The organism is Ktedonobacter sp. SOSP1-85 (assembly GCF_016587415.1).
In the GTDB taxonomy this organism is placed as follows: Bacteria; Chloroflexota; Ktedonobacteria; order Ktedonobacterales; family Ktedonobacteraceae; genus Ktedonobacter.
Genome location: NZ_BNJI01000001.1, coordinates 404,839 through 420,001, shown reverse-complemented (window position 1 = coordinate 420,001; position 15,163 = coordinate 404,839). Strand labels below are relative to the sequence as shown.

Here is a 15,163-nt window from a genome sequence, read left to right as displayed (position 1 = left end):
AAAGGGCAATTTTGCGCACACTATCGAACAGTAGAGGTTAGACGCCTATTCGTGCATGCTCCTCCTTCCTAACATGGAGCCGCTTCTTGCAAGAAGCGGCTCCATGTTAGGAAGGAGGAGAACATAATGAGGGCCAAACGCTCCTTCTCCTCCCGTTTGCTGAAAGAAATGCTCTCATGATATACTACAATACAAAACTGTTCTGTATTGTAGTATTGAAAGGGAAAACATAACCGCGTCACATTCATCCGCACGTCAGCGTCTTCTGGAGACAGCGAGTGACTTGTTTTATCGAAAAGGTATTCGTTCCATTGGAGTTGACACGATTGCTGAGCAATCAGGTGTAGGAAAGCCAACACTTTACCGACACTTTTCGACGAAAGACAAGTTAATTTCCGCTTATCTTGAAGAGGAGAATTGCCTTCATTGGCAATGGTTTGAGGAAGCCATCGCACCACTCCAAGAATCAGCGAAAGCGCAATTGTTGGCGTTAATCGATGCCACGACCCAGATCCTGACGAAACCAGGATATCGTGGCTGTGCTTTCTTGAATGCCCTGGCAGAGTTCTCTGAAGAAGATCATCCTGCTCACCGCCAGGCCATAGAATACAAACATGCGCTACGGTTACGCTTGTACCAACTCAGTCAACAGGCTGGTGCGCGCGATCCCGATGCATTGGCTGATCAACTCTTGCTGGTGATCAATGGAGCGCTAGCTTCCGCTCCTCTCTTTGGTTCTTCCGGTCCATCGGCTCAACTCACAACGATTGCACCCTATTTGGTTGATTTTCAATTATGAGCATATGATATATGAGGAAGGAGGACCAGCTTCCCCTGGATTTGAGCGCTCTCGATCAGTTCATGGGCATAAACGACGTCTTCTAAGGAAAGGCGTTTCGCAATCACAGGCTTGATCTTTCCCTCTACCAGAAGCGCAAACAGCTTTGTGAGATCCTCGCGAAACCACTCTGGATGCCGATTTTTCATCCCAATAAGCGCTCCCGCAATGGCATACCACTGCGCATGTTTCCCATTAGGAAGGATGGACCAGTAGGCTAGTTTGGGTAATGTACGCAGCACCCCTGGCAGCAGATCACCCCCCCGGAGATTCTCAAGCGTGAAGCCATAGCCAATAAACCGCCCCCCTTTTCGCAGTGCTTGAAATGACCGGTAGAAGTGCTCACCACCTATCGCATCAAAGACCGCATCAACGCCATCGCCGGTTAAGGCATGAATGCGTGTGGCAAAATCCTCTTTGGTGTAGTCAATCGGTGTTGCACCTAAGCTCGCTATCACCTGCTGTTTGGCAGTGGATGCAGTTCCATACATCTCGAGATGCAGCAGATGGCCTAATTGCAACAGAGCTGTCCCTACACCTCCTGCTGCTCCATGTACCAGAATACGCTCCCCTGCTTTGACATGGGCAGCGCGGTATAACATCTGGTAAGCGGTCACGTAGTTTAAAACCAAGCTAACCGCTTCGGCTGGATCAATCTGCTCTGGCACCGGAACCACTTCTTGCTCAGGGAGACAGAGATACTGACTATAACTGCCCCATTGGGGAAGCGCGGCAACCATCTGACCTACTGTTCTCTCTTTGACCGACGAGCCACATTTTTCAATGACTCCCACGAGGTCATAGCCTGGGGTGAAAGGGTATGCAGGTATCCCAGGATACTTTCCCATCCGGATGAGGATGTCTGGAAATGCGACACCGGCAGCAAGAATCTTCACGCGAACCTCGCTCGCTTTGGGTTCTGGAAGTTCATCTTCTCGGAGTTGAAGGACCTGTGTCCCTCCGGCTTGTGTGGCAAGAATATGTTGATATTTCATGATTTCCCGCTTTCATACATGGGTATAGAAACAATGGTATGGATTAGCAACAATGTTACCACCAAAAAATTCAGCATTGACTATCTCACCCAACGCTTGAATTAGGCAGATAGGGTCTTCAAAAACTCAATGAGTGCTGTATTTACCTCCACAGGACGCTCCTGCTGGGTCCAATGACCGCAGCCTGAAAGGAGAAGTGTCTCCTTGAGATGATGAACCAAGGCACGCAAGTTAGCGATCAGCTCTCGACTACCAGGTAAGTTGGCTCCTAGATCTTGCTCACCGGCGATATAGAGGGCTGGTGGGAGGACAGGGACCCCTGTCCAAGCAGCCATCAGTTCCCAGCTCTGCTCAATCGTCCGATACCAGTTCAGTCCTCCACTGAAACCCGTTCGCTCGAATTCGCTACTATAGTAGTTGAGATCCTCTACAGTAGTTGAGATCCTCTACGCTCAGCCAGAAAGGCAGAGTTGTGGGAGCCTGTAAGATATCCAGCAGGCCCTTCCCCTGAAGGACAATAAGCTCAGCATCTACAGAAGCATCGCCTGAAGTCGCGTAGAACAACTTGCGGAGGCTTGTGCGCGCATCGCGCTCCAATTCTGTATCGGCGAGGCCTGTAATGAAACAAGATGTGTGTTACATTCTCTCTCTCCTATCTGGCGGGAACCTTGAGGGTAGAAAAACAGGGTACATACACCCGTTTGATGGTGTCCATTCGTTCAGAGGTCGCTAATATTGAAGAGATGATATTGATGACGTTTAACATTCAACCAGTGTCTCCCAGAGGTTCCCGCGTTGGATCGGCTCACCGTGAGCTGGGCAGACCCAGGTAAACGCATAGTTCCCGACTTCGCTCAGAGAGCGCTTCAATGCCGCTCTATCCCAGGTAGCCATCGCTGGCTGGGGCTGCAATTTGCCGTTTTTGTTTCTGACCAGATCCCCGCTAAACAGTATGTCGTGAATGCGAAACGAGACATGACCCAGGGTATGTCCTGGAGTAGGAATGACCTCCAGCCCAGCTATGGTTTGCCCGGGCTTGTAGGTTTCGTCGATCTGGGGAGCATCCACGCGATACAACATTTGGATAAGTCGTCTGACGCCAGGAGGATTCATTTCCCCACGGATATAGGGCAGATCCTCCCGAGGTGCCCAGAGTTTTGCTCCTGAGGCTTCGCGCAAAGCACGTGCATTGCCAATATGATCGACATCGTAGTGTGTCAAGAAAATATGTGCGAGATCGGTTGGTTTGAGACCGAGGTACTCCAGAGAGTCTAGAATAGTGTGAGCACGTCCTGGCAGAGAGGTATCAATCAGTACCGGCTCCTCTCCCAGAATCAGGTAGACATAGCTCCCTTTGGTCCCATCCAATAAATGAATGCCTTTGGTAATCTCCATAAATGGATTCCTCCTATGCACTCTCTTAAGAGAGTGCAGCACATGTTCTCAATTGTCTTCGCTTTCTCCCACATGCAGAACGTTTTCGGCTGGCCCCTGCTGTTCATACCAGGCTGCATACATGCTCGGCTCTCTTTTTATTGCGAAGAAACAACCGTACTAATAGGAAACAACGTTGCCACAATAAAAAAAAAACAGGTCCACATCTCCCACTTCTTGAAGGCAGGAACGACTTACGGTTGTGGGAACAGAGACAGAATCATGGCTTCAACCGCACGTTCAAAGACCAGCTTGGAGGAGGCAAAGCTGGTGAAATGTCCCAGCAGATGAAGACTCACCACGCCATGTAACGCTGCCCAGAAGGTTTGCGTCACTAGCGTCAAATCATCGCGGACTAGTAAAGCCTTCTCCTGATCATAATGCTGGAGGATCTCGATCACGACTCCAAAGGCAGTAGTGGTACCGTGAAGACTGGTGGCGCTGGGCTGATAATGAGGAATCGCGCCACAAAACATCACTAGATAAAAACTGGGATGCGCTAGGGCAAAGGTCCAGTAGGCCCAGGCAACGGCACGCAGATAGGCTGCCGGAGTCCCTGCCTTCGGCACCTGAGCAATGGTTTGCGCAAGGTATGCACATCCCTCTAGATACAGCGCATCTGCCAATCCATCTTTCCCCTTGAACATGGTATAGATGATCTTAGTTGAGCAATCCAGCGTCTGTGCCACATGTCGGACGGTGAGGGCTTCTGGCCCTTCTTCTCGCAACAGTCGGCTGGCAGCTTCAATGACGTTGCGCCGCAAAAGTTCACGGCCATAGTCTCGGACCTGCCTATAGGTAGAAATGTCGTTTTTATTTGGTAACTGTGTTTCCATACAAAAAGTATATGGCTTGACTCTTATTTTGTCAAGATCTGGAGAGCGTGTCGGCGGGCGGGGCTTTCCTGTTGGTTATGTTGTAAGGGATCTTGTGCCAGGGTGAACAAATGGCTGCGCACTTCTTAATCCCGTCGCAAAACATCCGCGAGGCGGGACAGGAAGTGCCATGAGGAGAAGACCAAGTCACTGAGCGAGTCGGCGTTTTACGTTGCATGTCATCGAAAGTATACCATAGATCTGAATTTCTCCTCTTCCAAAGGCGCCTTTGGGCCCCATTGGTATAGCCTCGTCTCAGCGTAGTGTTTAAGGCAAAATCTCTTTAACATCCATGAGTCTTACCTCAGATAATCGTCGAAAAATTACCTCATGGAATTTTCGTCTTTACAGGTATGTCATACCTTTTCGTTAAAAATACACCAATAGGCCTACTGGAAAAAAGACGATCAGGCACCTGCCCATCGGAGACGCCGTGTTGAAGGGATCATTCAACTCCCTTTGTTCGATCTGCCACCGATAGATATGGCCGCTGGTGCCGAAGAAGGAAGCGGCACAACATCCCCACGCTCCCATTTTTACCCGGTTCCCAAGCAACCGATGTGGCAGGAGACAGAAGAGTAGTCCAGCTGACCCTTCGCCTGGTACGAGGAAACCTCTCTACTTATTCTACCTCTGAGCCTAGCAAATCTATAGATTGGTGGATTTTACTCCACTCTCTACAAGCACAGGCAGAGATGTCTGTCAAACTTCCTGTAAGTGTGAACGTGCTACACAGAGTGATGTTTCGCGTGACGCATCATGAGGCGGTGAAAGGCAGAAGTGTCAGGTCCTATCGGGGGCAAGCTCTCGACTGGATCGGTACTATGCAGGTGTTGATGTGGTGTGTCCGTGTAGTCCCTCCCTGTTACAAGGGAAGTGTTGAGAGGCTAAAAATGGCAGTGCATTCTCTCAAGGCTGAGCCGAAGAATCTTCATGGCTTTTTTTCTCGTGACCTTTCCGCTGTTCTGACCGTTGACACGGGCGATACCGTCCGCTACGAAACACTGGATGCTGGCTGGGGGGCGCTTCAACAGGCGAAGAATTTGGGCATTCCCCAGGACTTCGCGCCCCGGGATCGCCAAAGAGATTTTGGCCACGCCCTCACTGGCCCTCTCGCCGTGCGTGGCGCTGAACCGGGTATGACCTTGGAAGTGCGGGTCAACCGAATCCGCACGGGCACTTGGGGCTGGTCGGCCGGGCCTGGATTGCCCAGCCAGATGGATGAAAGGCTGGGCTTCGCAAAGGCCCCAAGTGGCCCACCGGCGGTGATCACGGTACCCACTGGAGATCAAGCGACGATGTGGTCCCTGGACCCAAACCAAGGCTTGGCTCATAACCGGCTTGGTCAGACGCTTCGTATGCGCCCGTTCATGGGCGTCATGGGAATGCCCGCCAATGAGCCGGGCGTGCAAACCACCTTTCCGCCACGATTCTGCGGAGGGAACCTGGACTGCAAAGAACTCGTGGAACAAAGCCGGCTGTACCTGCCGATTGCTGTGGAAGGAGGACTGTTTTCTCTTGGTGACGGGCATGCCGTTCAAGGGGATGGAGAGGTGGCGGGACCGGCATTGGCCTGTCCGATGGAGTTGGTCGAGCTTGAGTTCCATCTCCATACGCGTATGCAATTGTCTCTGCCTCGCGCGTTCACCCCGGCAGGTTGGCTCACCTTTGGGTTTCACGAGGATTTGAATGAGGCCTGGGCCATAGCAACCCGAGAAATGGTGCAGTTAATGGGTGAGTTCTATCAGCTGCAACCGAAAGAAGCACTCGCTCTGGCCAGTCTGGTGATGGATTTGCGGATCACCCAGGTGGTCAATGGGGTTCGTGGCGTGCACGCGCTTCTTGCGCATGATGCAATTGATGCCAGTAAGAACGGAGTGTGACATCAAAGCCGCTTACATTGAACACCCCGGTCCGCCCGAGTCCATTCGCTATGGGGAGTTGCCGGCACCTGTGGTTGGAGAGCAGGATGTCCTTGTGAAGGTCGCTGCAGTGACGGTCGATCCTATCGACACCTACATCCGCAGTGGCACGTACAAAATGCCACTGCCCTGGCCGTTTATCGTCGGCCGCGATATGATCGGTGCGGTAGCCCAAATTGGGACGGCGGTGAGGCGGCTCAAGCCGGGTGAGCGCGTCTGGGCCAACAATCAAGGCTACGACGGCAGGCAGGGAACCTCTGCCGAATACGTGAGTGTGGACGAGCGCCTCCTCGAGAAACAAATGGCGGCGCTCCTCCGCATTTAGTTGCAGGGATGAAACTGTTCTGGACGGAGGCGAGCACGGCGGTTTTGTAAGAAATCGGCCAGCCCCGCACGGCGTTTGACTCTTTCTCTCATACGTCCCTCGTTGCTCCCCGCACAACGTCGTCTGGTGCAGGAAGCTATGACTTTCTAGACATATGATACAACACACTCCTGGTTAAGGCAGAGACGTCGTTTCATACTACCACCAGAGTGAAGAGGATATATGGGGAGGCAATAGGCGTTCCGTATCAAGGAGAGCAGAAAGCCAATGTTTTTAGAGAGCGTTATGGATAAAACCGATAAAATTCTTCTCGTTACAGGCGCTACCGGTCGGCAAGGTGGCGCAGTAGCGAAACATTTGTTGGCTGCGGGCTGGTATGTGAGAGCCCTCACCCGCGATCAAAACTCGCCTGCTGCACGAGCGCTACAGCGGTTAGGCGCTGAAGTCATCCAGGGTGATAACGACAACCGTGCCTCGTTGAGGGCAGCTATGAAGAGCGCTTATGGTGTCTTCAGTGTCCAGTTTGCCAGCTACGCTGACGAGGTTCGCCAGGGAAAAAACGTGGCGGAGGTGGCACAAGAAGTTTCCGTTCAGCACTTTGTCTATGCCTCAACTGCTGGCGCGCCAGACCAGGCTCGCCTCCGCCCGTTTAGCAAGTGGGATGTTGAGCAACACATCCAGGCACTTGAACTGCCAACGACGATCCTGCGTCCGACCGCATTTATGGACTATATTATCGGTCCGACCTTTGGTGTGCCGCGTGGGACGTTTACGAGCTCGTTCGATCCAGATGTGGCAGTGCAGTTAATTGCCGTAGATGACATTGGCGCGTTGGTTGCCCTGGCGTTCGAGCATCCGAAATTCTCCATCGGGAAAACGCTCGAAATCGCCGGAGATGCGCTCACGCCGCCACAGATCGCGGCGGCGATCTCTTGTACGATTGGGCGCACTCTCCCCTCTGTCAATATTCCCATGGAAACCCTTCGCCAGCAGAATGCAGATGCTGCCCTTGCGTATGACTTTGTGAACAGAGGAGGGTATCGAGCGGATATTTCCACACTGCGCAAGCTGCACCCTGGCCTGAAGGACTTTGCTACCTGGCTCGAGAAGGAAGGCAAGGCGAAACTTGAGGCCCTGACACCTCCATCACACAGAAGATAAATAAAAGAAAGAGATAGTATTCATGCAACAGAAAGACACGTTCAGCCAGCAACTGTCGTCACATGCGTTTCGCGCCCGTTCGCTCCGTGATCGCGTTGGCATCTACATTCAAGCAAGAGATACGGTGGACGCCATTGCCAAGATTCGTGAGGCCGAGCAGGCAGGTGTCCGACAGGCGTGGATGACGTCGGGAGGCGCAGGCTTCGCTGACATTGTAACCGTTCTGGCGGCTGCTGTCACGCAAACAGAACAGATCAAACTGGGAACGGCGATTGTGCCAGATGCTACACGACATCCACTGGTAATGGCACAGCAGGCTCTCGCAGTGCACGATCTCGCTCCCGGACGCTTGCGGTTAGGAATTGGTTCTGGCAATCGTCCGTTCCTTGAGAGTCGCTATGGCTTGTCACAGATCGCGCCTCTCAGGTATCTCAAAGAGTACATGGCGGTGGTGCGTGGCGTGTTATGGCAAGGAAGCATTGACTACCAGGGGAAGTTTTTTCATGTGATGGATACCCTGCCACGCACAGCTACGGTTCCCCTGCTCATACCTGCATTGGGCTTGAAAGCGTTCCGACTCGCGGGAGAGATTGCGGATGGCGCTCTTGCCTCGCTGTGCCCCATTCCCTATCTGCTTGACCAGGCGTTGCCTGCTCTGCGGGCTGGTGCCGAGGAAACATCTCGACCTGTGCCCCCTGTTGTTGCGTGTTTGCCGGTCGCTTTGAGTACAGATGAAGCAGCGGTGCTGGTGGCAGCGCGTCAGCTCGTCCAGCAATTAATTCAGACAAGTACCTATGCTCATATGTTTGCGCTCGCTGGTTGGGCTTCTGCAGTAGATGACGATGAGATGGCGTTACAGGCTTTGGCGCGGACACTCGTGATCAGTGGCAATGAGACAACGGTGCGAGATCGTGTGCAAGAATTGTTAACCAGTGGTCTCGATGAATTGCTGCTCTTAGTCATTCCTATTGTGGATGAGGTGATGGAGCGAAAACAAGTGCTCCATCTGATCGGTTCCCTGTAACATCCCCACCATCTGCCGCTCCATTGACTTGCAGCGTGGAGAACGCTGAGAAAGCAGGTTGAACATCGGCAGGAAGCTCGACGTGAACAATATCGCTTTCGTAAAGATCCAGAACACAACTTACGTGCCCTAGAGGAGCAACTCTCCCAGTGAAAAATGCCAACCTAGAAAAAAAGAGAGCTTGACATCCTTCTTCCTCTGCCTTATACTTACGTTGTAAGCTTACATTGTAAGTATAGAGAGGACGAGGATCATGACGAAATCTGGTGAGCCACTCACCCGGCAACGGGTGTTGGAAGCAGCCCTGCGCTTGCTCGATCAAGAGGGGCTGGAAGGCTTTAGTATGCGCAAGCTTGGAACTCTGCTTGGTGTCGAGGCAATGTCGCTCTACAACCATGTTGAGAATAAGCGAGCCGTCTTTGATGGGGTGATTGAACTGCTCATCATTCAGGCTCCGTTGCCTTTGCAACCCGATGCCACGCCACGTGAGGAATTGTGGACCTTTGCTCATGCCTTTCGGGATGTTCTCCGCGCTCATCCACGGGTGCTTCCGCTCGTGGCAACCAGTCCGCTGCGCACATCAGCCTCTCTCGCCATGTTAGATCATCTTCTTGAAACACTCCATCAGGCACAGATCACCGGCGTTCAGTCCATCTATGCGCTCCAGTGCCTGGTCGGTTTTATTGTTGGGCATACCTTGCTCGTCACTGGAACGCAAGCGGTCGCGGGTCTGGAACCAGGGCCAAACGGTCCGGCGGTCTGGCAACACTTCCCGGCAGAGCAATACCCGACGCTCCATACATTGTTACCAGTGATTACGCAGTGGACGCCTGACCGCGAGTTTGATTTTGGATTACAGGCGCTGTTTCAGAGTTTGTTTGAGCAATAGAAAGATTTATGCAGTATGGAGAGAATACAGGAAAAACACTACAAGATAGCAAACGGAGAAGTGCAACTCGCGGTCAGTGAGGCCGGGCAGGGGCAAACGCTCCTCTTCTTCAACGGAGGGGGAGCAACACAAGTGAGTTGGAAGCGCATTATTCGCGAACTTAGCGGGCAGTATCGCATTGTCACTTTCGACTTCCGCAGTCATGGCAAAACAACACGCTCACTCGATGTCTCTTTCGAGTCCTTTTTGAGCGATGCTGAGGTCATTATGGACAAGGTTGCTGGTCCTCGGCCTCTTGTAATTGGCTGGTCCCTGGGAGCTGATCTGTCTGTCTGGTATGCGGCACGCCATCCGGGGAGGGTGGCAGGGTTGTTTCTCATTGATGGAGCTGTGCCGGTCAACCTTGTGATTGATCCCGAGGATATAAGAAGGCGACTCAATACACCAGCGGTGAAATTCGGGCCTTTGCTTTTGTATCTGGTTGGCATGGGCTATCGCCTCACGCCTGACGAGTATGCGACTCTCACCATTGAGCTCAATAGACGCCGCGAGCAGCTTCTTTCGGCCTATGAGCAGCTGGATTGTCCCGTGGAACTGGTTCTGGCAACGAAAAGTGCCGGAGAAAAGGGGGAGCGCGCTGAGCGAAACAATGCCCTGTGGCGATCTGGAGGAGAACAATTGGGGCGCTTGTATCCAGAGTTTTCTATCCAGTGGTTGGACGGCAGCCATCAACTCCCATTTAAAGAGCCGGTCAGCCTCGCGCGCTCCCTTGACACGTTTGTCCAACGCATTCAGGCTGGCTCGCCAATCCCAACGGGAGACGAGCGACCATCCACCAACTGACCTCGCATTGGAAACACCGCAAAAGGAAGGGAAATGAGTGAGGCGCGCACACCCATGCTGGGTAAAAGCGCATGAGGCAAGTCGTCCGAAGTATTGGGAGAGTGAAGGAGAACCATCAGTCAGGTACCCCATACTGGCCTGGGTAGCCCACCAGTGGGGTATGATGTAGACAAGAACCCTGACTCACCAACATACCGCAAGTTTATACCCTATCGCCCTCATGCGGAAGTGGTTCGCTGGCTATTTGAGCGGTATAATGAGCTACAGCTTGATGTGTTTGCGTTGGCGAAAGAGATATGGGAGAAAAAGTATATTTTGTTTCCACTTCTCGATGACACCGTATCAGACCTGTTAAGGGGCAAGCTTCGCGTCACACCCGTAACGAAAGATGGTACTGCCCTCGGTGTATCGAAAGAGTCTCGGCAAGGCGCAGAGATTGTTGGGTATACTCTACATAGAGTGGGACTTGAGAGTCTCCTGTGTAAAACCCTACGTATATAGGCACGTGGGTATTTGAGGGGAAGGTTATAGAGCACAACCACGAACCAATAGTGGAGGAAGAACTGTTTTGGCCAGCGTTCCGCAAACTTAGCCCGTATAATCTTAATGGGAGCGTGAATGAAGAGTGTGGCAAGCAAACACGTTTTTCCCGGTTGCCAAGTGGTGAGGAAAGTATGCTCAAGCGCCTGCTCGCCACGCACCAAGAGGGGTTTACCGTCTATCTACGCCAGGGGAGAAGACAGAATCTCAACGATAAGGCTGTACGGAATGTGTTAATGTACGCAGTGCAAAAGGTAAACTTGGAGGCTCGCGATACCATTCTCATGGTAGATTCCTCAACTGTTGACGAAGTGGTGACAGACGCACTACTGACTATCCTGAACAATCCCGAGAAATTTGGTTCTTACTTCGATCAGATGGAAGCAGCCAGGAAATCTTACACGGAAGCGGAGAAGCGGCGCAAGACGTTGCTGGCGAAAGCCGAAAAGCAAAAGAAGAACCTTATCACGCAAATGACGTTACTTGACCCTACCAACCCTGAGGATAAGGATCTGCTTGATTCGTACAAGGAGAAACACACGGCGATTAGCAAGGAGATACGTGACTTATCGACACCGTTGCAGAGTGGTACCGAAGCGGGTGACTACTACACTCTATCGCAATTGCTCATACGGACGCGTGACTCATGGGAAAGTCTGTCTACTCATGTGCAACAAGAGCTTTGCCGTGCGACTATCTGCAAAGTGTACCTGGACCCTCTATCGCCTCGCTTCTACAAAGTAGCAATAGAGTGGAAGGTACCCGCGTGGGGCACAACCGTATTGGTTATTGAGCGACCCAGTGCAGCACAGTTGACTTGGACGCCCGAGGAAGACGAGATTTTACGTGAGCGCTTAGAGAAGAACGCAAGCGTAGATGAAACACTACAAGCGTTGCCTGTGCGCTCTCCATGGGTTATCAATAGGCGGATTAGAACGCTTGGCTTGTCTACCAAAGGGCCATTTAACGCTACAAAATTGAGAAACGAAGAGTATCGTACGTACTGTTTTGAAGACATGAAAGTGATGGAGGCATACAAACAATATGGAGAAGGACAAGTGGCTAACTCGGAGTTCCGTGGAGACAGAGCAGAAGCTACAGGACACATTACGTCAATTATATGGAGTGTACATCTACCTACGCGACCATGACCTGAGCGAGGAATCTAACACCTCGCGGCTCTTGCAGGAGCGCAGCCAGAGCTATCTCGCCTCGCGGTTGGGAGATGAGTTGGAGGAACTGGCGGAGGTACAGAGTGGGGAGCATGTGCATAGTGGGCGCCAGTCGGACACCGTCCTGGAGGGCAGCCAGGTTGGGTATTGGCTCTTCCTGCTGGCGGCAGGTTGCAGCATCCCCTACCCAGACTTTGAGCCACACCAGGCCCTACTAGAGGGTTATCACGGGCGTTATAACGACAGCCGGGTTATAGAACTGCGCGAAGAGTGTACACGTATGGTAGCCTCAGATCAGCCAGAGACTATTTCCAGGGGACTGACCATTGGTTTTATGTTGATTGGCTGGGCCTGCGCGGCCGCGGGCGTAGATCCCCTGGCTCCAGCGGAGTTCGACCTGGGACAGATGCGCAGAAAAGGGCTGGTGCAGTAGCATGGTAGGGCAAGCAAGGACGAACCTGCCATACGATGCCATTATCTTCGATCTTTTTGGCACACTGGTCGATGATCTACTCACAGAACCTTTTACCCAAACTCTAGAGGAAATGGCGAGTTTCATCGGCGCACCACGCGATATCTTCCTCCAGATGTGGATGCATGATACCTGGCCACTACGCGCAGCGGGCCATCTCCCCGACGTGGAAGCGAATATTCTCTATATTTGCACAGAGCTTGGAATTACGCCAAAGCCAGAGCAAATTCAGCGCGCAGTCCACCGACGCCTGGAACTGACACGACAATCGTTGAAGCCACGGCATGACGCGCTGGAAACGCTAGAGGCACTACGCACAGCAGGCTATAAACTAGGGCTCATCAGCGATTGCAGTAGCGAAGTGCCCCTGCTCTGGAGAACCACACCTCTGGCAGCATACATTGATGCCCCCATTTTCTCCTGCTCAGTAAAGTTAAAGAAACCAGATCCACGTATCTATCACCTGGCATGCGAACGCCTGGAGATTGCCCCTGAACGGGGCCTCTTTATCGCGAATGGCGAGAGCAACGAGCTGGCTGGCGCCCAGGCCATTGGCATGGAGGCAATGCTTATTCGTGTGCCCTATGCTGAAGAGCATAATCCGCGTTGCCATGAGGCGCGCACATGGCGTGGAGCACGTATCGAGAGTATTAAGGGCCTACTGGCACACCTGGACGGTGTCAGGGTGGAAGAGCTTTGATTGCTGGACAAAGCGAGGTGGAGAGGATATAATGCCAGTCCTCCCCTTAAGAGGCGTATACAAAGAAGAAAATGAGAAATGTGAGATTAAAACGGGTGGTTACACATGCCTGAGCATAGCGAAGACGCGGTGGCCAGTCCACAAGAGCAACTGCACAACGGAGAGGGCCAAGAAGAGAATCTGCCCACACGACAGGGAGTCATCCAGGCCATAGTCTTTGACCTGGGCGGAACACTAATTGACTGGCCCGATTGGGATGAAGATATCGAGCGACGCTGGGGACTCTCCTACGAGCATCTGGTTGCACGCTCCAACGAGCGGGAGTGGCCGACGAAAGAGGCGTACGTGCGCGCTATGCGCGAGGCTGAGAAGGCCCACTGGCAACGAGTTAACGAGCAGCATACCAGTAATACCCCTGATGTCGTGTTGCTTGATGGCTTCCAACGCCTCAATTGTGAAGTGAGCAAAGAAGCTTTAATGACGGCCCTGGATGGCTATGCTAACGCCATCATCGGGTGGGCCACAATTTTCCCGGAAACGGTCGAAACGTTGCTGGAGTTGCGCAAGCGTGGCTATCGCCTGGGTTTGCTCTCGAACACCTGGTGGGCGGGGGCCTGGCATGACGCCGACCTGGCGGCTCATGGCCTAACTTCGCTACTGGATGTCATCATGTATACGTCCGACTTACCCTACTCCAAACCCCATCCCTATGTCTTCCAGGAGGCCGCACGCCGGCTTGGCGTCTCAGTCAACGCATGTGTGATGGTTGGAGACCGCATGGTCGACGATGTGCGAGGCGCCCAGCGAGCAGGCATGCGCGGGGTGTGGCGTTATAACGAATATCCCTGGCCCAAACCCGAGGAGGTAAAGCCTTCGGCCATTGTCAAGACCCTCACGGAACTGCTGGAGTATCTGGAGGTCTGGGAGCAGGAAGCAGGAGACCACTAGCCGAGAGGGGGAGGACGAGCATCCTTGCCAAAGTAAGAATACTCGTCCTCCCCCTCACTTTGTCAACTCCTCTGAAGAGATACCTTCAGTTACTTGATTGAATGGCTAATTCCTGTTTCTCAATTTTCTCTCGCAGTTTGAGAATGCCCTCGATAAGAGCCTCTGGGCGGGGAGGACACCCAGGAATATACACATCGACCGGGACAATGGTATCAACTCCCTGAATGGTATAGTAGCTATCATAAAATTCTCCTCCCGAATTGGCACATTGTCCCATACTGATCACCCATTTAGGTTCTGGCATCTGTTCCCACAGCAAGCGCAGGCGAGGTGCCATTTTGATCGAGAGCGTTCCTGCAACGATCATGAGATCCGCCTGCCGGGGGCTTGCGCGGAAGACCTCGGAGCCGAAGCGAGCGAGGTCATACTGCGGAGCCGACGCCGACGCTATCATCTCGATCCCACAGCAAGCCAGAGCATACATGAAGGGCCACACGGAACGCGAGCGTGCCCAGTTCTGTGCCCATTGCAGCATATCTTTGAGCGTAGTAAGGACCACGGGCATTTCCTGCTGTCCAGGAAGATACTCATCTGGATGCGTTGCCATCATCAGTGGTATGGGCTGACGCCTTGTATGAGGCAAAGAATTTTTAGACATGGAGAGGCTTCCTTTCTGCCATATTCTTCGCTTTTGCTATTCTGAACGACTCAAAGCATAGACCTGATGACCGAAAGCCATGAGCAAAGGGAGTACTGATTTTCCAAGAACGCCTGTCGCACCAGTTACAAAGATGTTCATCTCTTTTGTTCTCCTCGTTATTGCCAGATTTCTTCTTTTCAAAGCTCTTTCTTTACGCTTCTAGAAAGGAGACAAGTGAGCTAATGAAAATGTGACAACGAAACCTCATAATATTTTGTATTTATGCTTCCGGTGGTTTATGATACAGTCAAATGCATGATTTTAGAGGGGAATATGCAAGGCAATACAATGGAGCAATTTCAACAACATCGTCCTCTGCTTTTCT

Annotated in this window: 16 protein-coding genes; 11 read left to right on the top strand and 5 right to left on the bottom strand. The window is 52.4% G+C overall.

From position 1 onward, the window contains the following. Positions 1 to 181 precede the first annotated feature (181 nt). The gene (locus KTE_RS02000; protein WP_307811981.1) at positions 182 to 799 is read left to right on the top strand and encodes a TetR/AcrR family transcriptional regulator; all 618 of its coding nucleotides are present in this window, start codon (positions 182 to 184) and stop codon (positions 797 to 799) included. Here KTE_RS02000 and KTE_RS01995 read toward each other — a convergent pair. The 4 genes from KTE_RS01995 to KTE_RS01980 all read right to left on the bottom strand — a co-directional run bounded on the left by KTE_RS01995 (position 790) and on the right by KTE_RS01980 (position 4,103). Next, on the bottom strand, positions 790 to 1,833 hold the full coding sequence (locus KTE_RS01995; RefSeq protein WP_201377949.1) for a medium chain dehydrogenase/reductase family protein: 1,044 nt from the start codon (positions 1,831 to 1,833) through the stop codon (positions 790 to 792). The two genes, KTE_RS02000 and KTE_RS01995, sit on opposite strands and share 10 nt — an antisense overlap. A 101-nt stretch (positions 1,834 to 1,934) precedes the next feature. Beyond that, positions 1,935 to 2,168 (bottom strand): alpha/beta fold hydrolase, encoded by a 234-nt coding sequence (locus tag KTE_RS01990; RefSeq protein WP_201377947.1) that lies wholly within the window; start codon positions 2,166 to 2,168, stop codon positions 1,935 to 1,937. Positions 2,169 to 2,592: 424 nt separating this feature from the next. Further along, positions 2,593 to 3,228 (bottom strand): MBL fold metallo-hydrolase, encoded by a 636-nt coding sequence (locus KTE_RS01985; protein ID WP_201377945.1) that lies wholly within the window; start codon positions 3,226 to 3,228, stop codon positions 2,593 to 2,595. Between the two features lie 233 nt (positions 3,229 to 3,461). Continuing rightward, positions 3,462 to 4,103, bottom strand: a complete 642-nt coding sequence (locus KTE_RS01980) for a TetR/AcrR family transcriptional regulator (protein ID WP_201377943.1) — start codon at positions 4,101 to 4,103, stop codon at positions 3,462 to 3,464. Positions 4,104 to 5,035: 932 nt separating this feature from the next. Here KTE_RS01980 and KTE_RS01975 point away from each other — a divergent pair. The 10 genes from KTE_RS01975 (at position 5,036) to KTE_RS01930 (ending at position 14,138) form a co-directional block, all read left to right on the top strand. Next, positions 5,036 to 6,025, top strand: a complete 990-nt coding sequence (locus KTE_RS01975; protein WP_201377941.1) for an acetamidase/formamidase family protein — start codon at positions 5,036 to 5,038, stop codon at positions 6,023 to 6,025. A 70-nt stretch (positions 6,026 to 6,095) separates the two neighbouring features. Continuing rightward, entirely contained in the window at positions 6,096 to 6,389 is a 294-nt protein-coding gene (locus tag KTE_RS01970; protein WP_201377939.1) for an alcohol dehydrogenase catalytic domain-containing protein, read from the top strand. A gap of 267 nt (positions 6,390 to 6,656) precedes the next feature. Continuing rightward, positions 6,657 to 7,550: an NmrA/HSCARG family protein gene (locus tag KTE_RS01965; protein WP_201377937.1), complete on the top strand. Its 894-nt coding sequence runs from the start codon at positions 6,657 to 6,659 to the stop codon at positions 7,548 to 7,550. 22 nt (positions 7,551 to 7,572) lie between these two features. Then, positions 7,573 to 8,574 carry an LLM class flavin-dependent oxidoreductase gene (locus tag KTE_RS01960; RefSeq protein ID WP_201377935.1) on the top strand — a complete coding sequence of 334 codons (1,002 nt, stop codon included), beginning with the start codon at positions 7,573 to 7,575 and terminating at the stop codon, positions 8,572 to 8,574. A gap of 253 nt (positions 8,575 to 8,827) precedes the next feature. After that, positions 8,828 to 9,463, top strand: coding sequence for a TetR/AcrR family transcriptional regulator (locus tag KTE_RS01955; protein WP_201377933.1), 636 nt, complete (start codon positions 8,828 to 8,830; stop codon positions 9,461 to 9,463). A gap of 15 nt (positions 9,464 to 9,478) precedes the next feature. After that, a complete protein-coding gene (locus KTE_RS01950; protein WP_201377931.1) occupies positions 9,479 to 10,306 on the top strand; it encodes an alpha/beta fold hydrolase in 828 nt (275 codons plus the stop codon). 551 nt (positions 10,307 to 10,857) lie between these two features. Continuing rightward, positions 10,858 to 11,997 (top strand): hypothetical protein, encoded by a 1,140-nt coding sequence (locus tag KTE_RS01945; RefSeq protein ID WP_201377929.1) that lies wholly within the window; start codon positions 10,858 to 10,860, stop codon positions 11,995 to 11,997. Next, the gene (locus tag KTE_RS01940) at positions 11,972 to 12,451 is read left to right on the top strand and encodes a hypothetical protein (protein WP_201377927.1); all 480 of its coding nucleotides are present in this window, start codon (positions 11,972 to 11,974) and stop codon (positions 12,449 to 12,451) included. The genes KTE_RS01945 and KTE_RS01940 overlap by 26 nt, the downstream gene beginning before the upstream one ends. 1 nt (position 12,452) lies before the next feature. Beyond that, the gene (locus KTE_RS01935; protein WP_201377925.1) at positions 12,453 to 13,190 is read left to right on the top strand and encodes an HAD family hydrolase; all 738 of its coding nucleotides are present in this window, start codon (positions 12,453 to 12,455) and stop codon (positions 13,188 to 13,190) included. A 105-nt stretch (positions 13,191 to 13,295) separates the two neighbouring features. Next, a complete protein-coding gene (locus KTE_RS01930; protein WP_201377923.1) occupies positions 13,296 to 14,138 on the top strand; it encodes an HAD family hydrolase in 843 nt (280 codons plus the stop codon). Positions 14,139 to 14,223: 85 nt separating this feature from the next. Here the strand turns inward: KTE_RS01930 and KTE_RS01925 are convergent, their stop codons facing one another. Then, a complete protein-coding gene (locus KTE_RS01925; RefSeq protein ID WP_201386933.1) occupies positions 14,224 to 14,748 on the bottom strand; it encodes an NADH-quinone oxidoreductase subunit B family protein in 525 nt (174 codons plus the stop codon). Positions 14,749 to 15,163 lie beyond the last annotated feature (415 nt).

Excerpts from the sequence above, each read along its gene's own strand:
- KTE_RS01955 (WP_201377933.1), top strand. The coding sequence starts at position 8,828 with ATGACGAAATCTGGTGAGCCACTCACCCGGCAACGGGTGTTGGAAGCA.
- KTE_RS01925 (WP_201386933.1), bottom strand. The coding sequence starts at position 14,748 with ATGATGGCAACGCATCCAGATGAGTATCTTCCTGGACAGCAGGAAATG.
- KTE_RS01935 (WP_201377925.1), top strand. The coding sequence starts at position 12,453 with ATGGTAGGGCAAGCAAGGACGAACCTGCCATACGATGCCATTATCTTC.
- KTE_RS01980 (WP_201377943.1), bottom strand. The coding sequence starts at position 4,103 with ATGGAAACACAGTTACCAAATAAAAACGACATTTCTACCTATAGGCAG.
- KTE_RS01965 (WP_201377937.1), top strand. The coding sequence starts at position 6,657 with ATGTTTTTAGAGAGCGTTATGGATAAAACCGATAAAATTCTTCTCGTT.
- KTE_RS01990 (WP_201377947.1), bottom strand. The coding sequence starts at position 2,168 with ATGGCTGCTTGGACAGGGGTCCCTGTCCTCCCACCAGCCCTCTATATC.
- KTE_RS01960 (WP_201377935.1), top strand. The coding sequence starts at position 7,573 with ATGCAACAGAAAGACACGTTCAGCCAGCAACTGTCGTCACATGCGTTT.
- KTE_RS01995 (WP_201377949.1), bottom strand. The coding sequence starts at position 1,833 with ATGAAATATCAACATATTCTTGCCACACAAGCCGGAGGGACACAGGTC.
- KTE_RS01985 (WP_201377945.1), bottom strand. The coding sequence starts at position 3,228 with ATGGAGATTACCAAAGGCATTCATTTATTGGATGGGACCAAAGGGAGC.
- KTE_RS01975 (WP_201377941.1), top strand. The coding sequence starts at position 5,036 with ATGGCAGTGCATTCTCTCAAGGCTGAGCCGAAGAATCTTCATGGCTTT.
- KTE_RS01930 (WP_201377923.1), top strand. The coding sequence starts at position 13,296 with ATGCCTGAGCATAGCGAAGACGCGGTGGCCAGTCCACAAGAGCAACTG.
- KTE_RS01950 (WP_201377931.1), top strand. The coding sequence starts at position 9,479 with ATGGAGAGAATACAGGAAAAACACTACAAGATAGCAAACGGAGAAGTG.